Below are 17,218 nucleotides of genomic sequence, written 5' to 3'. Positions count from 1 at the left end.
TTTGTCGGTTCCTGGACACGCTACCGCCCATCGCTGTTTCCCGTGAAGGGGACCAAAGCGCATATGGTCAGGCTGGTAGTTTGTGGTTTTCTTTGCTGAAAGCCCGTTACGTACAGGCACTCAGCAAAAAACTGCGGACAGGGGCCCTGTCCGCATGCGACTTACGCAGTGGCGCGTTCGTTCCAGGAATCGGAATGAATGATGTTGCCGTCTTTGTAGGTCCAGGTGATTTTTTCGTAACGCAGTTCGATCTGCTCAAGGTGGTTGTGCTTCTCGAAAGAAGGATCCTTGATGTCGTGCATCACAGGATTCACTTTCACCACTTTCACGTTCTCAAGTTTGGTGTTGAAGTACTCCACTTCCTGGCCCGCGTCGTTGATCTTGTACCACTTGAATTCCGCAGACTTGAGGGTCTGACCGGTGGTCACAGCCTTGTACAGATACGGGCTGGACGAGTCGATTTCCTTGGTGAACAGGAACGGGGTGTGGATACGGGTACCGGTCAGCTTGCCGGTGTTGTTGTCAGTCGGGATGTACAGGTTATGCTCCTGAGCGACAACTTCGATGCTGCCTTCACGATCCTGAACGTCAACAGACCCTTTAATGTCCGCGCCGCCGTCGTCTTTCAGCCAAAGATAAACAGGAATTGCCATGGGAATTACTCTCCATTGTGTTGTGATGCGCCATCATCCTGCGATGACGCCTGGGTGTGGCCCGGTATCTGACAGGCGTTCGCCTGCGGTACCAGACTGATTTCGACACGGCGGTTGAGCGCACGGCCCTCCGGGGTGTCATTGGTTGCGATCGGACGGCTTGCGCCATAGCCCTGCACCGCAAAACAGCTTTCCGGCACGTCACCGGTATCACGCATCCAGTCGCGCACTGCTTCGGCACGTTTCTGAGAGAGTGTCTGGTTCAGTTGCGGATTGCCGGTGTTATCGGTGTGCCCGGACACGACAATCAGCCAGCCCGGCTTCGCCTTCACGCCGACCAGAGAATTCACCAGCATTTTGGTGGAGCCTGCTTTCAGCTCGAACTTGCCGGAATCGAACAGCGACATGCTGTCGAGGCGAATGGTTTTCGGGCCCTGAATGATTTTCTTAATGACTGGTGGAGGCGGGGGCGGAGGGGCCCAGTCACTGACGGCGGCCTCAACGGGCGGAACCAGACGCAGCCCCTGATACAGCCCCAGGCGATAACGCAGTGGCTCCCCACGACGCGCCCAGTCGTCCAGCAATGCGCCATCGGCCCGCAGACGCTGCTGCGCCCGCAGTTTCGGGGCAACAGGCTTCCCCGTAAGCTGGTGATACAACGCAAGGTGATCGCCAACATTACGAATGAGACGCTGGTTGTTCATCCAGGACGCCAGCATGGCAAGTGCCAGAAAAATCCCGCCCAGTAATCCGGCATAACGCCAGAACACCATTCTGTGGCTGACACCACGCCGGCGTGGTAACGCCGGCAGCAGCAGTTCAGGCAGCGGCAGTGGCTCTGTTGTGACGGTCGCATCCGGTGGCAGCGCCGTCACGGCGATGATGTGCTGTTGCCAGAGATTGCCCGCGATACCGCTCACCGGCACCATGCACATGCCCTGCACGCAGGGCTTCAACACCGGCAGCTCGCCCTCTCGGGCCAACAGCAGGTCATTGACCGCGCAATTCTGCCAGGCAAGCAGACTGTCCAGCCACAGGCTCTGACTCAGACGGGAAAGACGTCCGTCTGATCCGGTCTCCCGGGCCCATTCCGCCAGTGACACATTGCCCTGACCTGGCTGATATACCTGAATACCGCTCCGTTGACTGACAGTGGTAAACCAGACCGGCTCCGCGTCAGCACAGGCCGCAGATGGCGATACCCAGGTCACGGTCCACAGCGGGGGGATCGTGCCGAATGCCGCACGGCACTGGATGACAGCACGCTGCCAGCCCCGCAGAGACTGGGTAAAATCATCACCGGATGTGTGCAGCTCGGGTACCACCGCCAGCAACACTGAAACTTGTGACACCAGCGCCGGGCGGCTCAGACTCAGGTGTTGAGCAAAGAGTGGCAGCTGTTCCGCATCCTTCACCCGCAGATACCATCCCTCGCGGGTTTCACGATGCTGTGCAGATTCAGCAAACAGCGCGCTGTTATCGCCACACACCAGAATGACCGCGCCCTGGAAATCTTCCGGGGGCAGACTCTCGTCCACAATATCCCTGAGTGCCTGAGCCCGCAGCCGTGACGCCCGCCGCTGACGCCAGAGCATCGCCCCGCACAACAGAATGACCAGCAGGCTGAGCGCCACACGGCTCCCGACCGACAGCGGCCAGAAGCCCAGGATAAGCCACAGTGCCAGTACGCCCGCCAGGGTGGTTAACAGACTCCGGTAAACATCACGCATCCTTTACCCCGGTCTGACCGTCTGACTCACCAGTTCGGTGAGAGAGGATGAAAGGAAGAACCACAGCCCCACCAGCACAGCCGTCCCGATAATCCAGGAAAGCCAGTACAGACGACGACCGCTGCGCAGGCGGGAGGCCCTTGCGACAATCGGCGCATCCTGCGAAAGCGTAAAGGCTGGCACCCGTTCACCCAGTGCCCGTACCACATCTTCACGTCGTTCATCGTCTTCAGCCCGGTACTGCCCGACAAAGCCCATCTGCAGGGTGCGGTACATACAGGTCAGCACCGCCATGTCAGGTGCCGTTTCTTTAAGCAGATTGCGAATACGCTCCCAGAGCTCTTCACCGGCATTCAGGGTGCCAAAAAAATGCGCCTGCAGCGGATCGCGCCGCCACGTCAGGTAGCCGTCATCTGTCGACCCGCGATTCAGGACGCTCTCATCCAGCAGGGCACACAGCGCATAGACCATGTGCTCCCGGCTGATATCGCTGTAGCCTGCCTCCGTCAGCTCGGCTTTCGCCTCCTGCACCAGGCGGCAGGCCCGGCGGTAGAGCCCTTCCCCGTCGCGGATCTCCTGTCCGCCCCGGAGCTGACTGGCCATCAGCCAGCCGGGGTAGAACGTACGCTCAATTTGACTCATTTCTGATGTATTCATGTACGCAGCACCGCAAAGAGTTCAAGTTTCACCTCTCCCAGAGAACGCGGGGTATAGAAGGTACAACTGCCCATTTCAAGCATGGTCCGGGCCACATCAGAACTCAGGTCCAGCGAGAAGTACTGGTTCTCCAGACGCAGGGGGATCGCGGCCGGAACATGCGTCAGAGGCTTGATTACCATCCCGCTCAGCGCTACGTTCACCACATCCGAGACATCCTCAAAGCTGCCCGCCTTGCACAGCTGCGGGAACCGGGTCTGGAGCTCGTGATTCGGCATGGAGGAACGCACCGAGAGATAAAAATCGGCCCCTTCGCGCAGGCGCGCATCGTGAAGGGATCCTTTCCAGATTTGGTCCTGATGCTCAAGCTGAATACTGACAACCCTCGATGGCAGGCTGGCTTCCAGTAACTTATCCAGCAAGGCCAGTAACGGCGGGAAAACCCGTTCCGGTGCAGCATGCTGGTACGCCGGAATATCACCGGCATCATGCTCCAGCGAAAAGGTCAGCAGGCTGCCAGCCAGGCGCGCCAGTTCGCGGTACAGCAGTTCCGGGTGACGACCCGGTGTCTGCAGCAATTCCGTCAACACCGGTTCGGCGCTGTTCAGCGCATTGAGCAGCCAGAACAGGGAGACATCCGCGACCGCAAAGTCTGCCATCCGCTCATTACTCTCACGACGCATGGCCATCAGACGCTTACGTCGTGCCTGCAAACGAACCAGCAGATCACCCAGTTCAGTGGTCAACAACGGACTCGCAGAAACGGAAAGCATCGGCGGAATGAAAGCCGGATCCCGGCTCCACTGTCCCTGTGCATTACGCACCAGACGGGTGACCGGACAGGTCAGGTATGCGGTATTTTCCTGCGTGGACAAACGCAGTGTGATGGCATTACGCAGAATGGCCAGTTCACCGCTTTCATGCCCGGCCAGCTCCTGCACCACCACACGTTCCGCTTTCCAGCGCCGCGGGCGTTCACTGTCCTGCCCGCGATCAAGATTGCCGCCGCTGGCGCTCAGCAGCGGCAGTGCAACAACGACGTCAACAGACTCAGAGCCGCTTGCCGTGGATAAATCACAGACTGGCGGAAGATTATCCGCCAGATTTGTATCAACAATCGTGCCATCCTGGAAACATACCACCACACGGGTGGCATTCAGGCGAGACAGCGCAAGCGCGGCATCATCAAACTCTGCGGCCACCACACCCCAGGGATAAGAAACCCCCATCCGGGCGACCATGCTGGCAACGTGCTCATTCCAGCGGGCCTGCTGCTGGAACTGTTGCGGGGCCAGAGCGGCCCCATCCTCCCAAAGTGGGCGGTAAATTTTCATCCCTGGTTTCCCCTCGCCTCAGGATTTGGCTTTCGGCATCTGGGAAACCAGCGACAGATTGACGTCCATCCCTTCCACCTGGAAGTGCGGGATCGCGTACAGCTTCACGCGGAAGAAGCCCGGATTATCCTCGATATCTTCCACCACCACTTTCGCGTCACGCAGCGGGTGTGAAGCCTGCAGCTCGTCGCCCGGATCGGTCATTTCCGTCACCAGACTGCGCACCCAGGTGTTGAGCTCGAGCTCCAGCAAACGGCGGTCCTTGGTGGTGCCGATGTTTTCACGCTGAATCAGCTTCAGGTAGTGCGCAATACGGGACAGCAGGAAGATGTACGGCAGACGGGCGTTGATGCGGCTGTTGGCCGTGGCATCCGCGGTGTCATACAGGGCCGGCTTCTGGGTGGAGTTAGCGCTGAAGAAACAGGAGTAATCTCTGTTCTTATAATAACTTAGTGGAATAAAGCCCAGGTTCGCAAACTCAAACTCACGGGTTTCCGGGATCATCACTTCTGACGGGATCTTCACCTGGTTGCCGGTACCGAGGTCATACAGATGAATAGGCAGGTCCTGAACGGCACCACCAGCCTGTGGGCCACGGATTTGCACACACCAGCCGTTGTTGATGAAGCTGCGAACCATATTGGATGCAAAGGCAAACGAGGCGTTGGTCCACAGGTATTTATCGTGATCCGGGCCTTTGACTTCTTCCACGTAGTTAAAGCTACGAACCGGCACAGTGTCCGGGCCATACGGCAGGCGACCCAGCACACGCGGCATCACCAGACCGATATAGCGGGAATCGTCCGTCTCACGGAAGGATTTCCACTTGATGTACTCCGCACGATCGAAGTAGTTACCAATGTCCTTGATGGCTGCAACTTCCTCCATTGAGTCCTTGAGGAAAAATTTCGGGCCGGCAGAGCCGATAAACGGCATATGCGCAGCGGCAGACACTTTTGAAATGTTGCGCAGCAGAGCAACATCCTGCGCAGACGCATCAAATTCGTAGGCGGAAATCAGCGCCGCGATCGGCTCACCGCCCGGGGTGTCATATTCATCGATATATGTATGTTTATACAGACCACTCTGGATGATTTCCGGGCTGTCTTCGAAGTCCTGACGCAGATCTTCTTTGGACATATCCAGCAGCTCCACCTTCACGTTCTGCCGAAAATCGGTTTTATCCACCAGGGACTGCACTCCGCGCCACAGGCTTTCAACAGCCTGGAAGTCCGGGTGGTGCATAACCGCATCCAGCTGGCGGCTAATCTGATAGTCCAGCTCCGCAATGTGGTGGTCGATGAGGTTGCGGTCGAGCTTCTCCACTTTTGAGCCAGATTTTGTCAGGCATTCAAGGAACACCTGCATTCCGGCCGTTAATCGCTCATCTGCAGTTGCATCCGACATCGCCTGTGCGTCCTGCCAGATGTCCAGCGCACTCAGCTCAGAGACCGGGTTAAGGTTGATTTTTTCAAACAGGGACGCATAAACCCCGCCCGCAGCAGGACGTTCCAGCACCACGCTTTCGCCACCAGCGGCATTCTCATTTTTTACAGACATCAGCATCTTCCTTATTAATCCGTTAAATCATCGCGACCGTTATGGCTGTTTCGGGGCCAGAGCAGACAGCTCGGAGCGGAGTTCTGCGCTTAACGCCGGGTCGAGCAGAATTTTTTCCAGTTCTTTTCGGAACGCCTGATTGTCCAGCAGGTTCGCTTTTAAATCGCGAAGCAGGTTGCGCATGGAAAGCATGGCCTTCAACTGAGGGATTTGCCGGGAGACCTGTTCCGGGGTGAAATCTTTCATGCTCCGGAAAGTCAGGCTGATGTTGTCTTCGCTGCCGTCATCAGCCAGCGTGTTTTTAACGGTGAGGTTGACGTTCGGGGAATATTCGGACAACACTGAGTCGAAATTATTTTTATTCAAATCAACTTTTTTGCGCTCAGACAGGGGGGCAGACTCCTGACCATTACTGAAGTCGCCCGCCACCAGCAATTTCAGGGGGAGCTCCGTTTTCTTGCTCGCACCACCAGTGTGCAAATCAAGTTTTAAATTAATACGCGCTTTAGGGATTTCGGACTGAAAGGAAGAGTTAGACATGGCTGTCCCTGTTCTATGGAGTAATAGAAACGGTCAATGCCAGTGAGAAATAAATAAGAAAAAATTACCCTGCCAGAACAACTTTCCGGTTCGCGTCATCCGACGTAAATAAAATTCCCGGAACTAAAAAGCGGGCGCATTCCATCCACCAGCATGCCGACACTGTATTTTTGAGCATTTGTCTGAAATGGAAAATTTCGGATAAGACCCAATAGCCGGAGTGTAGGAACGTTCCCTGCCAGATCGGAAATGAAAAAATGTAACTAAGTTTTACATTTCTAAGTTTCAACAGCAAAAGATCACCCTTCTGATTTATAAGAATTTTCTTGCATAACCCCTTCAGACCTTATGGGATAAGGGTGTGCAGCAAATGATCAATTTAGCTTAGGGGAAGGTTTTGTACAAAAAACCACCAAACACGTGAAATATCTGATTTTGTACTTTTATCAAAAATGAGAAGCAGGACGTGACTGAACATGTGAAAAATTGACGACATTTTCAGGTTTGCATCATTTCTTATTATTCACTTAAACGAGGCTTATCTGTTTTCGTCAGAAGGAAATGTCACGACTGCTCTTTACACATGCCTCAATACCAGGAAATAAGCACGGCCCGGATACCTGCCATTCAGGGAGTTTCAGATTAACTGATGCATTGAGAATATTTGTCCTATTGCTTAGGTTGTAATGAGATCCGGTTCAACGCCACCATGACCGACTGGAGGGCACGGGCCTGAAAAACCTCTGTACATGCTGACAGGTTGCCCGTCACCAGAAATTCCACCGGCGCAATCAGTTTACCCTCATCCGAAAATCCACCGGTCAGTGCCGACTTCCTTACCAGCAATGCATCCGTATCGCTGTATTCCTGGACCAGAAGCGCTTCATTACCCCAGTCACCGTCACTCACCGCTGCATTGACCCAGCCCTGCGATTTAAGCTGTTCAATAGCGTACGTCAGCCGGTACAAATCCGACTGAGCTGAGACCGGTCCGGTGCAGGATGCCCACAGATATTCCAGACGATGATGTAAGCCGGCTGCAGGGCCTTTACTGCGCCCCAGCGTCAGTAACCCTTCAATATCGGATGCGATTGCACGCGGAAACCGTTTTTGCTTATACGCCACAGTTAACCAGCGCTGCAAAAATGCATGCGTACTGAGTGGCGACAACGCCTGGCCATCCTGCTGCGCGGTACGTAAGGCGACAAGGGCACACCATGCAAAATGCGCGAGCGCCGTAACGGTTTGTTCAGGCGGTAAGGTATCGTGAGTTCTTTTCATTCAGAAATTATATCGGCGCGGAATACATCGGGGAAGCTCTGTATAACTGACATCTGCTTAACTGGAGAAGCCTTTCCGTCACGGACAAACCACACCCGTTCTGGCCGTCATGACGAGAGATGCCATTTCATTCACCTTGGTCTGTAACTGACTGAATGACCGTGAAAATAAAAACTTTCCTGTACGACTGATAACGAAAGACGCCATACTGGTGACGTTGCTATCAGCATGCATCACCTCGCACCATGCCTCTCTGAGTATCCCGCTCATCTCCTGCTGTACGACCTCATCGCGCAAGGCACCCAGCGTATCAAGATTCATCAGCAGCACCATTTTGCACTCTGGTGCACTGACAGACTCCCACATCCATCGCAGGATCGTTGGCGGTGAACTCTGGCGCGCCTGCTGACGCTGGCGCGAATATTCGCCGGTGCGCTGCCAGACTTCAGTATGAAAATGCAGAATTAATGACCGGTATTCGCTGAGGGTTTCTCGATACGGCAATTTCAGCGTAAAGCTGAATGCCGCCAGTCGCGGGTAATGGTCAACGGCCTGTTGCAGAAATGCACGCTTACTGACGGCATCCGCGCTGACAGCATCAGACGCCCGTATGTAAGAATGATTCACAATGCAAACCTCTTCGGATTAAATCAGGGAGTGATACCACCTCTACGGTAGTATCTTGTTCATAAGAATGAGGAACTATCTGGTAGTGCAGCAGTAGTTTCTCTGCCAGTGAGCTTCTTCGATGCTGTAGATACCGGTCTGGCACCGGTAACAGTGCTTCACGCCCTGATAATGGTCACCGCACCACACGCAGTACCAGGACAGCGTCATTACCGTAGCATCCAGGCCGTTGAGCATATTGCGTAACTTCCTGTGCAGGGCCTCAGCTTTCACTTGCGGGTCGAGATGGGCACAATTCATCAGCACATCCCTGGCCACAGTCTGCGTATCGTGTTCAAACCATGCCGGGTCGCTGAAGGTGCCAGCATGCAGCACCAGACGACAACCACAGGAAGCACAACTCCATATCTGCCCCGGTGCGCTCATGGCCTCACTGGCCGTCACAAAGTGGCCTTCACGGTCATTTGCCAGGTAACATTTCAGTACGCGCATGCCGTAACCTCTGCAGTCCGGATTTCAGCATCAGAGAGCGTCCTGCTGAACTCACCGGTTCGGCAGGTCAGGCAATAACGCTCACCGTGGTAATCACTGCTGCAACCGTGACAGTGCCAGTCGGCGCGGTAAACCAGCGGACGGGCATCCGGTACATACCATTGCAGCTGCTGGATATGGCGAGTCCCTTTCGCTTCCAGGTTGACATACGGACAATGCTGTCGCCCGTTATCTGTCAGCATATCGGACCGGTGTTCAAAGAACGGTCGCTCAGTGTTGTATTCAGGATGGTATCGCAGCGCACTGCCGCACAGGTGGCAGGTGTAGCGGTCATACGGATATCGTTGTGCTGTTCTGGCCCCGGTGGGACGACCATTACCGTCAAGGGCAATGAAAGATTTGGCGTACATCGTGGTGCTCCTTACCGCCAGACAACACGCAGGCGTAAGCCGTCCCGGTATGGGCAGCATGGCTGTGTGAATGGCGGGTCAGTTATGCGTTAGCGGAAGATGATTATTGGTATTCAGTCTCTGCAGACCACCGGGATTACGGTTGTGCAGATGCTACAGAGGTACGAAAACAAACGGGGCAGGGTCTTGCACCACAATACTGCCTCCGGCAACGGGGACACTTCCAGCGCGCCGGGATGTTCTGTGGTTTAGTACGTCGTTGTTTTTCCATCAGGAGACCTCGCCTGCTCAGACACCACGGGAATCTGCGATACGCTGCTGCATCCAGGTTTCCACCTCGCTTCTGCGCCAGCGGGAGCTGCGGCCCAGCTTGATGGGTTTGGGAAACAGCCCGTCGCCAATCAGTTTATAGAACCACTTGTCCGTCATACCGGTGTACGTGGTGATAAAGGTCATGTCGATAAGCGGGTCCTGAGCTGAAAGCAGTGTGTCAGTGCTGACATTAATGTTCGTATTCAACGTGGTCATGGTATTTTTCTCCCTCTGAGGATATGGCTGTCGGGAGACGTCCGGTGGTGGTTGAATCATGGGGTTACCGGTTCGCCTCAGAGGATAGGGAAACGTTGTAAAAAATTACCAGGCCCGTATGTTCAGGCCTGGTGAATCGATATGACTGGCTCAGCCGCGGCTGCAACCGAAGTTACGTTCACCATCACCGGTGACTTTGGTTTCGCGTTTGGCAAGATAAGCGGCCTGCGCCAGCGCCTGTTGAAGCTCTGTGGTATTACCGCGCGTCAGCCAGGACACAGGGCTCTTCGGGAAGCGGGCCAGAACGGCATGTTCCTGTGTGTCCACCTTCAGGGCGCTGCACCATGCCTGCTTAATCATACCTGCAAGCGAATCCGGGTCTTTGTAATCCCCCGGTCCGCACCACGTATCGCGGTTCAGCAACAGCACCGCGTGGTAATGCTTCTTCCCTTTGATTTCACCAAACTCCCGCGCCCAGACAAAACGCAGCGTGGTCGGCCAGACGCGTTTGCCCTCGCGACGTTGACGCGCCTGAAGGGCTGCAATGCGGGCTTTCATGGCATCGGTGAAGCGGGAGATAACAGCGGCATCGCTTGCCGCTGGCGTATCCGGCAGACGGAGGTCAACACGCAGGGCCAGTAAGCGGGTGTAAGCGTTCAGTGCGCAACTGAAGGTATCGGCGATGCGTTGCTGCCAGAAAGGGTCGTATGTGTAACTCATTAAAATGGACTCCGGTGGGTTATCGTTCATAACCATTACCGGTGCCGTTAAAAAAAACTTATTGCCTTCAACAAATCCACCAGCCGCTCCCTCAGAGACGGCTGGAGTTGGAAAATATCGGGGGGCAGGTGGAAAACACTACAGGTAACAGCACTGCGACTGGAGCCATGAGATAACAACGTTTCAGATGCAAGGTGACCTGAAGGCTGCCAAAAAACAGTCTTCCCGTTACCGACATCTCCAGGGCTTCAGTGAACAATGGACATGAACAGATAAGAACCAGAGGAAGTAACGATGATTATTGGCGTTGATGAAGCACCGGCGATTGCCCTGTTGTTGTTGAATGAGAAGCTGTCTGGCTGGCAAAAAACCGTTCCACCATCGTGGCCTTCAACATGGGCTGTTTTTAATCGGCTTATCGAACGTCATGATGAAATGGCATCAGTGTACAGGGAGATTTCTACCTGTAGCCTTACCAGACAACAGCTCTGGGTGCTGCTTGAGCAGATTATCCATGCCGGTAGCTTTGGAACAGATTCGCGTTTTGCAAAACTACGTGCTGATCATCAGGAGCTGGCGGCCCTGAATGACAATATCAGCACCATGAGCATGCAACTGGCTGAAATGCTGGAGCGACGTTCAGAGCTTAGTGGGAACGGTCATTTTCATTGCGAGCGTATGCTCAAACTCACCGAATTTATCGATGATGCCGGAGAGGGGTGCGGTCATTATCAGCTTCACCTTAAACCAGAAATGCAGCGGCTTAATAGTTTCGACCTTAAGTACTGGCCTGGCATTGCCGGGATTATTCGTTCGCTGGGTATGGAGGAGGTTGAGGTTACATTTGCCGATGAAGCGACAGAGGCGATAATTAAAGCACGCCGCCCTTCGCTGACGGATTTCTTCAGAGCGTTATTCGATAACATCGGCATGCAAAAAACAAGGGATTACTACGCCTTACCACGAACGTTTAAACTCTCAGATTCAGCGCTGGCGACAATTTGTAATATCACACGCGATCTGCCGCCGGATGAGCTCATTGACGTAGCTTACGTGAAACAAACCCGCCACAGACTTAAAAAACAGGGCTTTAGTGCGGCATGGTGATGCGATTACCAAGGCCAACAGACAACGGAGAAAGGTTTCGCGCCAACCTTTCACAACGTAACGGCTACTAAGCTGATTTTTTTAGCTGATAATCTTTGGTAACAATGCCCTGTGCAGAACCTGGGTTCACAACCGACGGACGGATCCAGATCAGCCGTTCCCCCCGGCGGCGAATATGACCTCTGCGAAGATGCATTCGTTTCGTATGCGACCCCGTACTGAGACCACTTCCTCCTGAATGTGAACGCTGTTCATCCGAAATCTGCAGCACTTTGTAGGTAAAGCGGGGTTTTACAGCCGGCTCCTGTACCTTGACGCGTTTTCCTCTGGCCCATTGGGCTTTCCTGCTATTCGACGGTACCAGTTCATCCACCACCACATTTGCGCAATTCAGGATACTGCAGGCGTTGATGAATGCCTGAAGTTCATCCCGGGAGTTGATGATAATGTCAGCAAAAAGCTTATCGCGGCTTCCCAGTACAGATTCCGTCTGGCTGGCAAACTCCGGCAGGATAACCACAGGTTCTGCCTTGTATTGTTTCATGTGCGTTTGGGGTACCAGGCCTGCATCCTGCAACGAGGCCACAGCCAGTCTGGTGGCACCAGGGCGAGAGGTTAAATCAACAACGGTATTAAGCGTATTATCGTAGGGGTAAAAGAGAGCACCGTAGCTCGGGTCCCAGCGCCGACTATCATCGACCCAGTAGACAGAACATACAAAAACACCACCTCCCGGGAAACGCTCCAGCACATGGTTAATTCCTGGTACTGGCTCCAGTTCCACTTTTGCTTCCCAACATAACGCTATCCGTTTCGTTGAGCGCAGGGCCTGTTTGTCAAAATAGGTCTCAAGCGTACCTTCTTTCTCCCAGGGGATTTCAAACGTCACCACAGGATAAGGCAAACGAGCCAGATCCAGATGCGTCTGCCGCAGGTCTTCGGGAGCAATAAAATCAGCGCAGTTTGGCAGGATGAATTTAACGCTGTTCTCCAGCAGGGTTATCACATTGCGCAGAACGTGAGCTGAATACGGCGCTTCATACAGACAATTACGTTCCAGCTCACGCAGATCATCGATCGCGGAAGATGTGTAGTTTGATGGCGTTATCGCTTCTCTGGTCATTTGTACTCCCTGAAGAGTTGTTCTTCGATGCTGTCGTGGCCGATCACTTTATCTTAATGTATTTGTTATTTTTAAAAGAGTTAACGAAATCCTTCTTCATCTGTTCAACCAGCCCATCAGCATACGCCCGGGCTATTTCCATCCCTTTCGATTTAGCGTTGATGAGCAGAGATGTCACATCATTTTCCCTCCCACAATTGGCACAGACGACAAAACTGTGACCAGGAGGTGAGTAATCCGTGTAAGGTAAGGCGAACTGCTCTGATCTGCAAAATGCACAACGTAGCCGGATCGTTTCTTTGAGAGCGTCCATCATCCCATCAGACCTGGAAGCGAACCAGCAAGTCCGCCAACGATAGATCCGACCAGAGGGTGTTCCAGAAATTTAGCAAGGCGGCTCTTAGCTTCCTGTTTTTCTTCATCTGAAGCTGAAGACATCTCGATCTGCTGAAGCAACTGGTTAAATACGTTGTGGATGTTTTGTGTGTTACCGTTGCCAACCTGCGCTGGCCCATGAACATTTAGCATAGCAATCTGCATACTAGCCCCTAACTCGTATGAGCGATTTTTCCCGTGTTTGACTGAGATAGCGCGACTCTGGCCTTCTTCTGTCAGAGAGACATCCTGAAAGCCACCATAATCCTTACGCACGAGAGAACGGGAATGACAGATATTGATGATTTTGAACAAATACTCTTCCGACCAGTGAAGCAGCTCGTCAATAGCGATGCGATCGTTCTGGCCAGCATCGAATCCAAATGAAACGGTTTTGATCGTTTCTCCGAGGTTCTCCATGTCATCGTTCATGTATGTCAAAAGAGCATCGATATCTGACTGAATTTTCTCTGCGTCCATGTGTAGCCTTATTTAGAGTTCTGATGAAAAAAGAAACATTATACATCTGCCACAGCCAGGCAGTAAGCCCTGATGCAATCAATGGCCAGGTAGCTCTGATAATGCCGTTGTTCCTGCCGGTCTGCCAGCAATGCGGATCCTAATGACTACTATACAATCTGCACCCGCTGAGAAACTGACATTACTAGCCCATTCATTACCCCGAAAGATAATACTATTCAATACCTTCTAAAACGCACTGTGTCGCGTCAGGTTCAACGTATTCGAACCATTCAAAGATTTCCATTACCTCTATCTTTCATGCGATTACAGGGACTTTCAGAAAGCTCCAGTAACATTCAGAATTAAAACGCTCAGTCACTTATCAAATCACTGACATCCAGTGTATTAATCATCCCTGCATACTGATGGCCTTCCCCATAAGAATAAACAAGTTTTAACTGCGTTATTCAGCTTATGGTATCTACCCCGATTATTACTCCCGACGCAGGCTACAACATGGATTATGGTTCGTTGATGTAATCAATACTCTGGCACACACTAAACGGATCAATACAAGCCATTCAGCTGTCATTGATCTTTCCTGGCTAGTTCTCGTAATAACACGTTAAGCAGGCAGGCTAACACCAGTAATATTCACTATGCATTTTCACTTCGCTAAAAGCTGCCTTACGCCAAGGTTACTCCCCTGATACATTATCGACAGCACTACACTCCAAGAAGGTTTATACACCTGCAACAATATCACTAAATTTAATATCTAACGTATTTACGTAGCCTTATCTCAGGGCAACCACCTCACCCTGTTTTTTGATAAAGGGGATATATCTGAGCTCAAGTACTATCTTAATAACAACCTTACCTACCGACTGATATCATCGGTAACACTCTTCTTAACAGTAACACTCCCTTTCAGATGTCATTCTTTTCTTAGCTATCACTCACCCTTCTGATGCAATACGCTTGTATTAACTGTTGTTGAACTATAAAGACACCCCCTTCTTTATTATATTAATACCAATCCAACACATCGGGCCTGACTGCAATACCAGAGCAGGTTACGTCAGGCCTGGTCTATACGCGATAAAAGCCATGCACGTTCACTCTGGAATTATCTTTACCAACAACCAAAAAAAAGACACTTTGTCGCCTCAAATAACCTCAACCACTATAACGCCCAAATTTCCACAACTCACAGAAGCCATCTCCCTGATTCTGAGCAATGAAGTGAAACTATACCAGGGTAACCATACCTGATGCCAAAAATGTATCCAGCAGCGAACCAGGCACCATGATGGGGATGAAAAAGCGCGTGTACACAAGGATGATCGGGTAGCTAAGATGCGCCTTTCACAAAGGGAATATTGAAGATAAAAACCAGAAAACAAGGTATTAGAAAGAAATTTAATAACATTAACGACTACAATCACACCACGCTATCACCTTTTAAAAACCCATTTAAAACCACCACTTAACCTCAATCTGACTACCAGATGTGTTTTTTAGTGACTGTAAAACCGTATCCATGCTACTGTGTGACCACTAAACACATCACTAAAATCACTACAATGTAGTTTAAAAACAAAGGAATTAATAATGGCAGTTAATTTCTACAATGGAAGTCAGGGAATTATAAAAAGTCGGGATATGCGGATTTGCAATTATTATGCTGACTGGCTGATGACGAATAACCGAATCGACACCAGAAACATTCCACGACAGGATGCAGAAAGTTGCAGAAAAGCATTAAATGAACTTATTAATCAATACATTCCGGATAAAGAGCAACAGATAAGATTGCTCCAGGATATGGAAATGGGCAGGGAAGAAAACATTCTGCCACTGGATAGTTTTGACTGGCTGAATCAGGATGAGCGAGCTACATTCTGGTTGTGGGGTTACCTCTGTAAAGTTAGCGATGAAGATTTTGGGATTACCCGCAATGGAAATACACTATACGGTCCAAACTGGTATACACATTTCGGATTATCTCTGTCTCCAGTCAATCACAGGGAACGGGTGAATATCATAGGTCATATATTTGATCGCATTATCATCACACCTCCCCCTGTGACGTATTTAAAAAAACAGGTCATGGAGAGACTTAAAGACAAGTGGAAAAATATTTACAGCAAACCACTCCCGCTAAAATGGTTGCCGGATGAAGAGGACGCTGTATTGTGGGCGTGGAACAACCTGAGTAAAGTACAGAAAGTCAGCATCAGTACCCTGGAGGAACTGAGTATGACCTCCGGTGGGTTAACAACATGGTTTACTCCTCTCAGTCATACAGAGCGTAACCTTGCCCTGCGTGCAGCGCTGGATTTATGGGACAATGCCCCGGACTCAAAACGTTTGTTTCTCCTAAACCTCAATAAAGCCTGGAACCAACAAAAGCTACGCCAGTCCCGTACTGATAAAAAAGCGCTGAACACATATCTTAAGAACGAAACCAAAACGCGACTCGACTTTATGGCTGATCGTAGCGGGGTTCGTATCAGCGATATGCTGGAAATGTTGATTAATGAACATTACCGGAAAACTTGCGGTGGTGAATAAATTTTCTCCCTGACTACAGAAGTGAATGAAAGTCTCAATCATACAGACCAGAAATTACATTCAAAAAAATTTCAGACCTATATTACCTGTGTGAGAACGGCAGCAGAAATGCTGCCGTTTTATTATTCCACTCACGGAGGTTAATGTGTCCGATAAAACTGAACAGGGCCTTGATGCCCTGAAGCAACAGCTGTCTATCCTGCCCGAAACACTCTCCCGCACAATACTGAACCGCATCCGGCAGCACATCCATTACGAGCCGGTCATTGGCATTATGGGTAAAACAGGAAGTGGAAAAAGTTCGCTCTGTAATGCGCTCTTTCAGCAGCCCCTCAGCCCGGTCAGCGATGCTCAGGGCTGTACCCGTGAACCGCTTCGCTTCACGCTCGATATCGGCGGCCGCCGCATGACGCTGGTCGATTTACCCGGTGCCGGAGAATCTCTGGACTATGACCGTGAATACCGGCAGTTGTATAAAGAGCAGTTACCGACGCTGGATCTTATCCTCTGGGTGATGAAGGCGGATGACCGGGCCTGTGCTACCGATGAGGCATTTCACCGGTTCCTGCTCAAATGCGGCGTCTCACCGGGCAGCATTGTCTTCGTCATTAACCAGGCCGACAAGGCGGAACCCTCGCTGGAATGGGACAGGGAAGCGTGTCTGCCCTCCACCGGCCAGTTGCTGACCCTGACCGCCCGAAGCGCAGCCATCTCACGGCAGTTCTCCTGTCCTTACCCGGTGCATGCGGTGTCGGCAAAAACCGGCTACAACCTGGCCCGTCTGGTCGAAACCATGATATTCGCCCTGCCCCCGGAGGCCAGCAGCGGCGTGTTTAGTCAGGTCAGGGAAGAACACCGGTCTGCAGAGGCAGAGAGTACAGCCCGAAAGGATTTTGGCGATCTGCTGGGTGAGTTATTCAGCCGGATAGTTGACGCCATTCCGCTGCCAAAGTCGGTCCGGGAAGGGCTGGGAACAATCCGCGATGGCATCGTGAATGCCGCTTCCGCACTGTGGCACTGGTTTTTTTGAGGAGGTGGAAAT

The 17,218-nt window shown here is 52.0% G+C and carries 17 protein-coding genes; 3 read left to right on the top strand and 14 right to left on the bottom strand.

The genetic code is table 11. The annotated features are described in order from the left end of the window. Positions 1 to 161 precede the first annotated feature (161 nt). The 12 genes from hcp to P349_RS07875 form a co-directional block, all read right to left on the bottom strand. On the bottom strand, positions 162 to 653 hold the full coding sequence (gene hcp, locus P349_RS07820; RefSeq protein WP_001007319.1) for a type VI secretion system effector Hcp: 492 nt from the start codon (positions 651 to 653) through the stop codon (positions 162 to 164). Between the two features lie 5 nt (positions 654 to 658). Continuing rightward, entirely contained in the window at positions 659 to 2,383 is a 1,725-nt protein-coding gene (locus tag P349_RS07825) for an OmpA family protein (RefSeq protein WP_081758213.1), read from the bottom strand. 3 nt (positions 2,384 to 2,386) lie between these two features. Further along, a complete protein-coding gene (tssL, locus tag P349_RS07830) occupies positions 2,387 to 3,040 on the bottom strand; it encodes a type VI secretion system protein TssL, short form (protein WP_032650193.1) in 654 nt (217 codons plus the stop codon). Further along, entirely contained in the window at positions 3,037 to 4,374 is a 1,338-nt protein-coding gene (gene tssK, locus P349_RS07835) for a type VI secretion system baseplate subunit TssK (protein ID WP_032650195.1), read from the bottom strand. The genes tssL and tssK overlap by 4 nt, the downstream gene beginning before the upstream one ends. A gap of 18 nt (positions 4,375 to 4,392) precedes the next feature. Continuing rightward, a complete protein-coding gene (gene tssC, locus P349_RS07840) occupies positions 4,393 to 5,940 on the bottom strand; it encodes a type VI secretion system contractile sheath large subunit (protein WP_032650196.1) in 1,548 nt (515 codons plus the stop codon). Between the two features lie 33 nt (positions 5,941 to 5,973). Then, on the bottom strand, positions 5,974 to 6,474 hold the full coding sequence (tssB, locus tag P349_RS07845) for a type VI secretion system contractile sheath small subunit (RefSeq protein WP_032650198.1): 501 nt from the start codon (positions 6,472 to 6,474) through the stop codon (positions 5,974 to 5,976). 669 nt (positions 6,475 to 7,143) lie between these two features. Next, positions 7,144 to 7,755, bottom strand: a complete 612-nt coding sequence (locus P349_RS07850) for a DUF2913 family protein (protein WP_032650199.1) — start codon at positions 7,753 to 7,755, stop codon at positions 7,144 to 7,146. A gap of 78 nt (positions 7,756 to 7,833) precedes the next feature. After that, positions 7,834 to 8,382, bottom strand: a complete 549-nt coding sequence (locus P349_RS07855; RefSeq protein ID WP_032650201.1) for a YagK/YfjJ domain-containing protein — start codon at positions 8,380 to 8,382, stop codon at positions 7,834 to 7,836. 75 nt (positions 8,383 to 8,457) lie between these two features. Continuing rightward, positions 8,458 to 8,874 (bottom strand): putative zinc ribbon protein, encoded by a 417-nt coding sequence (locus P349_RS07860; RefSeq protein ID WP_032650202.1) that lies wholly within the window; start codon positions 8,872 to 8,874, stop codon positions 8,458 to 8,460. Continuing rightward, positions 8,862 to 9,284, bottom strand: coding sequence for a putative zinc ribbon protein (locus tag P349_RS07865; RefSeq protein ID WP_032650203.1), 423 nt, complete (start codon positions 9,282 to 9,284; stop codon positions 8,862 to 8,864). The genes P349_RS07860 and P349_RS07865 overlap by 13 nt, the downstream gene beginning before the upstream one ends. A gap of 288 nt (positions 9,285 to 9,572) precedes the next feature. Beyond that, entirely contained in the window at positions 9,573 to 9,812 is a 240-nt protein-coding gene (locus tag P349_RS07870; protein ID WP_032650204.1) for a helix-turn-helix transcriptional regulator, read from the bottom strand. A 150-nt stretch (positions 9,813 to 9,962) separates the two neighbouring features. Continuing rightward, positions 9,963 to 10,532 carry an inovirus Gp2 family protein gene (locus P349_RS07875; protein ID WP_032650469.1) on the bottom strand — a complete coding sequence of 190 codons (570 nt, stop codon included), beginning with the start codon at positions 10,530 to 10,532 and terminating at the stop codon, positions 9,963 to 9,965. Between the two features lie 294 nt (positions 10,533 to 10,826). Here P349_RS07875 and P349_RS26645 point away from each other — a divergent pair, with 294 nt between their 5' ends. Then, positions 10,827 to 11,639, top strand: a complete 813-nt coding sequence (locus P349_RS26645; protein WP_032650205.1) for a hypothetical protein — start codon at positions 10,827 to 10,829, stop codon at positions 11,637 to 11,639. A 67-nt stretch (positions 11,640 to 11,706) separates the two neighbouring features. Here the strand turns inward: P349_RS26645 and P349_RS07885 are convergent, their stop codons facing one another. Together P349_RS07885 and P349_RS07890 are read right to left on the bottom strand one after the other, a co-directional pair. Beyond that, positions 11,707 to 12,762, bottom strand: a complete 1,056-nt coding sequence (locus P349_RS07885) for a hypothetical protein (protein ID WP_032650206.1) — start codon at positions 12,760 to 12,762, stop codon at positions 11,707 to 11,709. Positions 12,763 to 13,074: 312 nt separating this feature from the next. Continuing rightward, entirely contained in the window at positions 13,075 to 13,617 is a 543-nt protein-coding gene (locus tag P349_RS07890) for a hypothetical protein (protein ID WP_032650208.1), read from the bottom strand. Between the two features lie 1,596 nt (positions 13,618 to 15,213). Between P349_RS07890 and P349_RS07895 the strand changes: the two genes are divergently transcribed. Further along, the gene (locus tag P349_RS07895) at positions 15,214 to 16,176 is read left to right on the top strand and encodes a hypothetical protein (protein ID WP_032650209.1); all 963 of its coding nucleotides are present in this window, start codon (positions 15,214 to 15,216) and stop codon (positions 16,174 to 16,176) included. A 145-nt stretch (positions 16,177 to 16,321) separates the two neighbouring features. Beyond that, a complete protein-coding gene (locus P349_RS07900) occupies positions 16,322 to 17,206 on the top strand; it encodes a GTPase family protein (RefSeq protein WP_032650210.1) in 885 nt (294 codons plus the stop codon). Positions 17,207 to 17,218 lie beyond the last annotated feature (12 nt).

Source organism: Enterobacter sp. DC4 (assembly GCF_000568095.1).
GTDB lineage: Bacteria > Pseudomonadota > Gammaproteobacteria > Enterobacterales > Enterobacteriaceae > Enterobacter > Enterobacter pseudoroggenkampii.
Note: the sequence above shows the minus strand (reverse complement) of the source record. Positions and strands in the feature narration are given on the sequence as shown.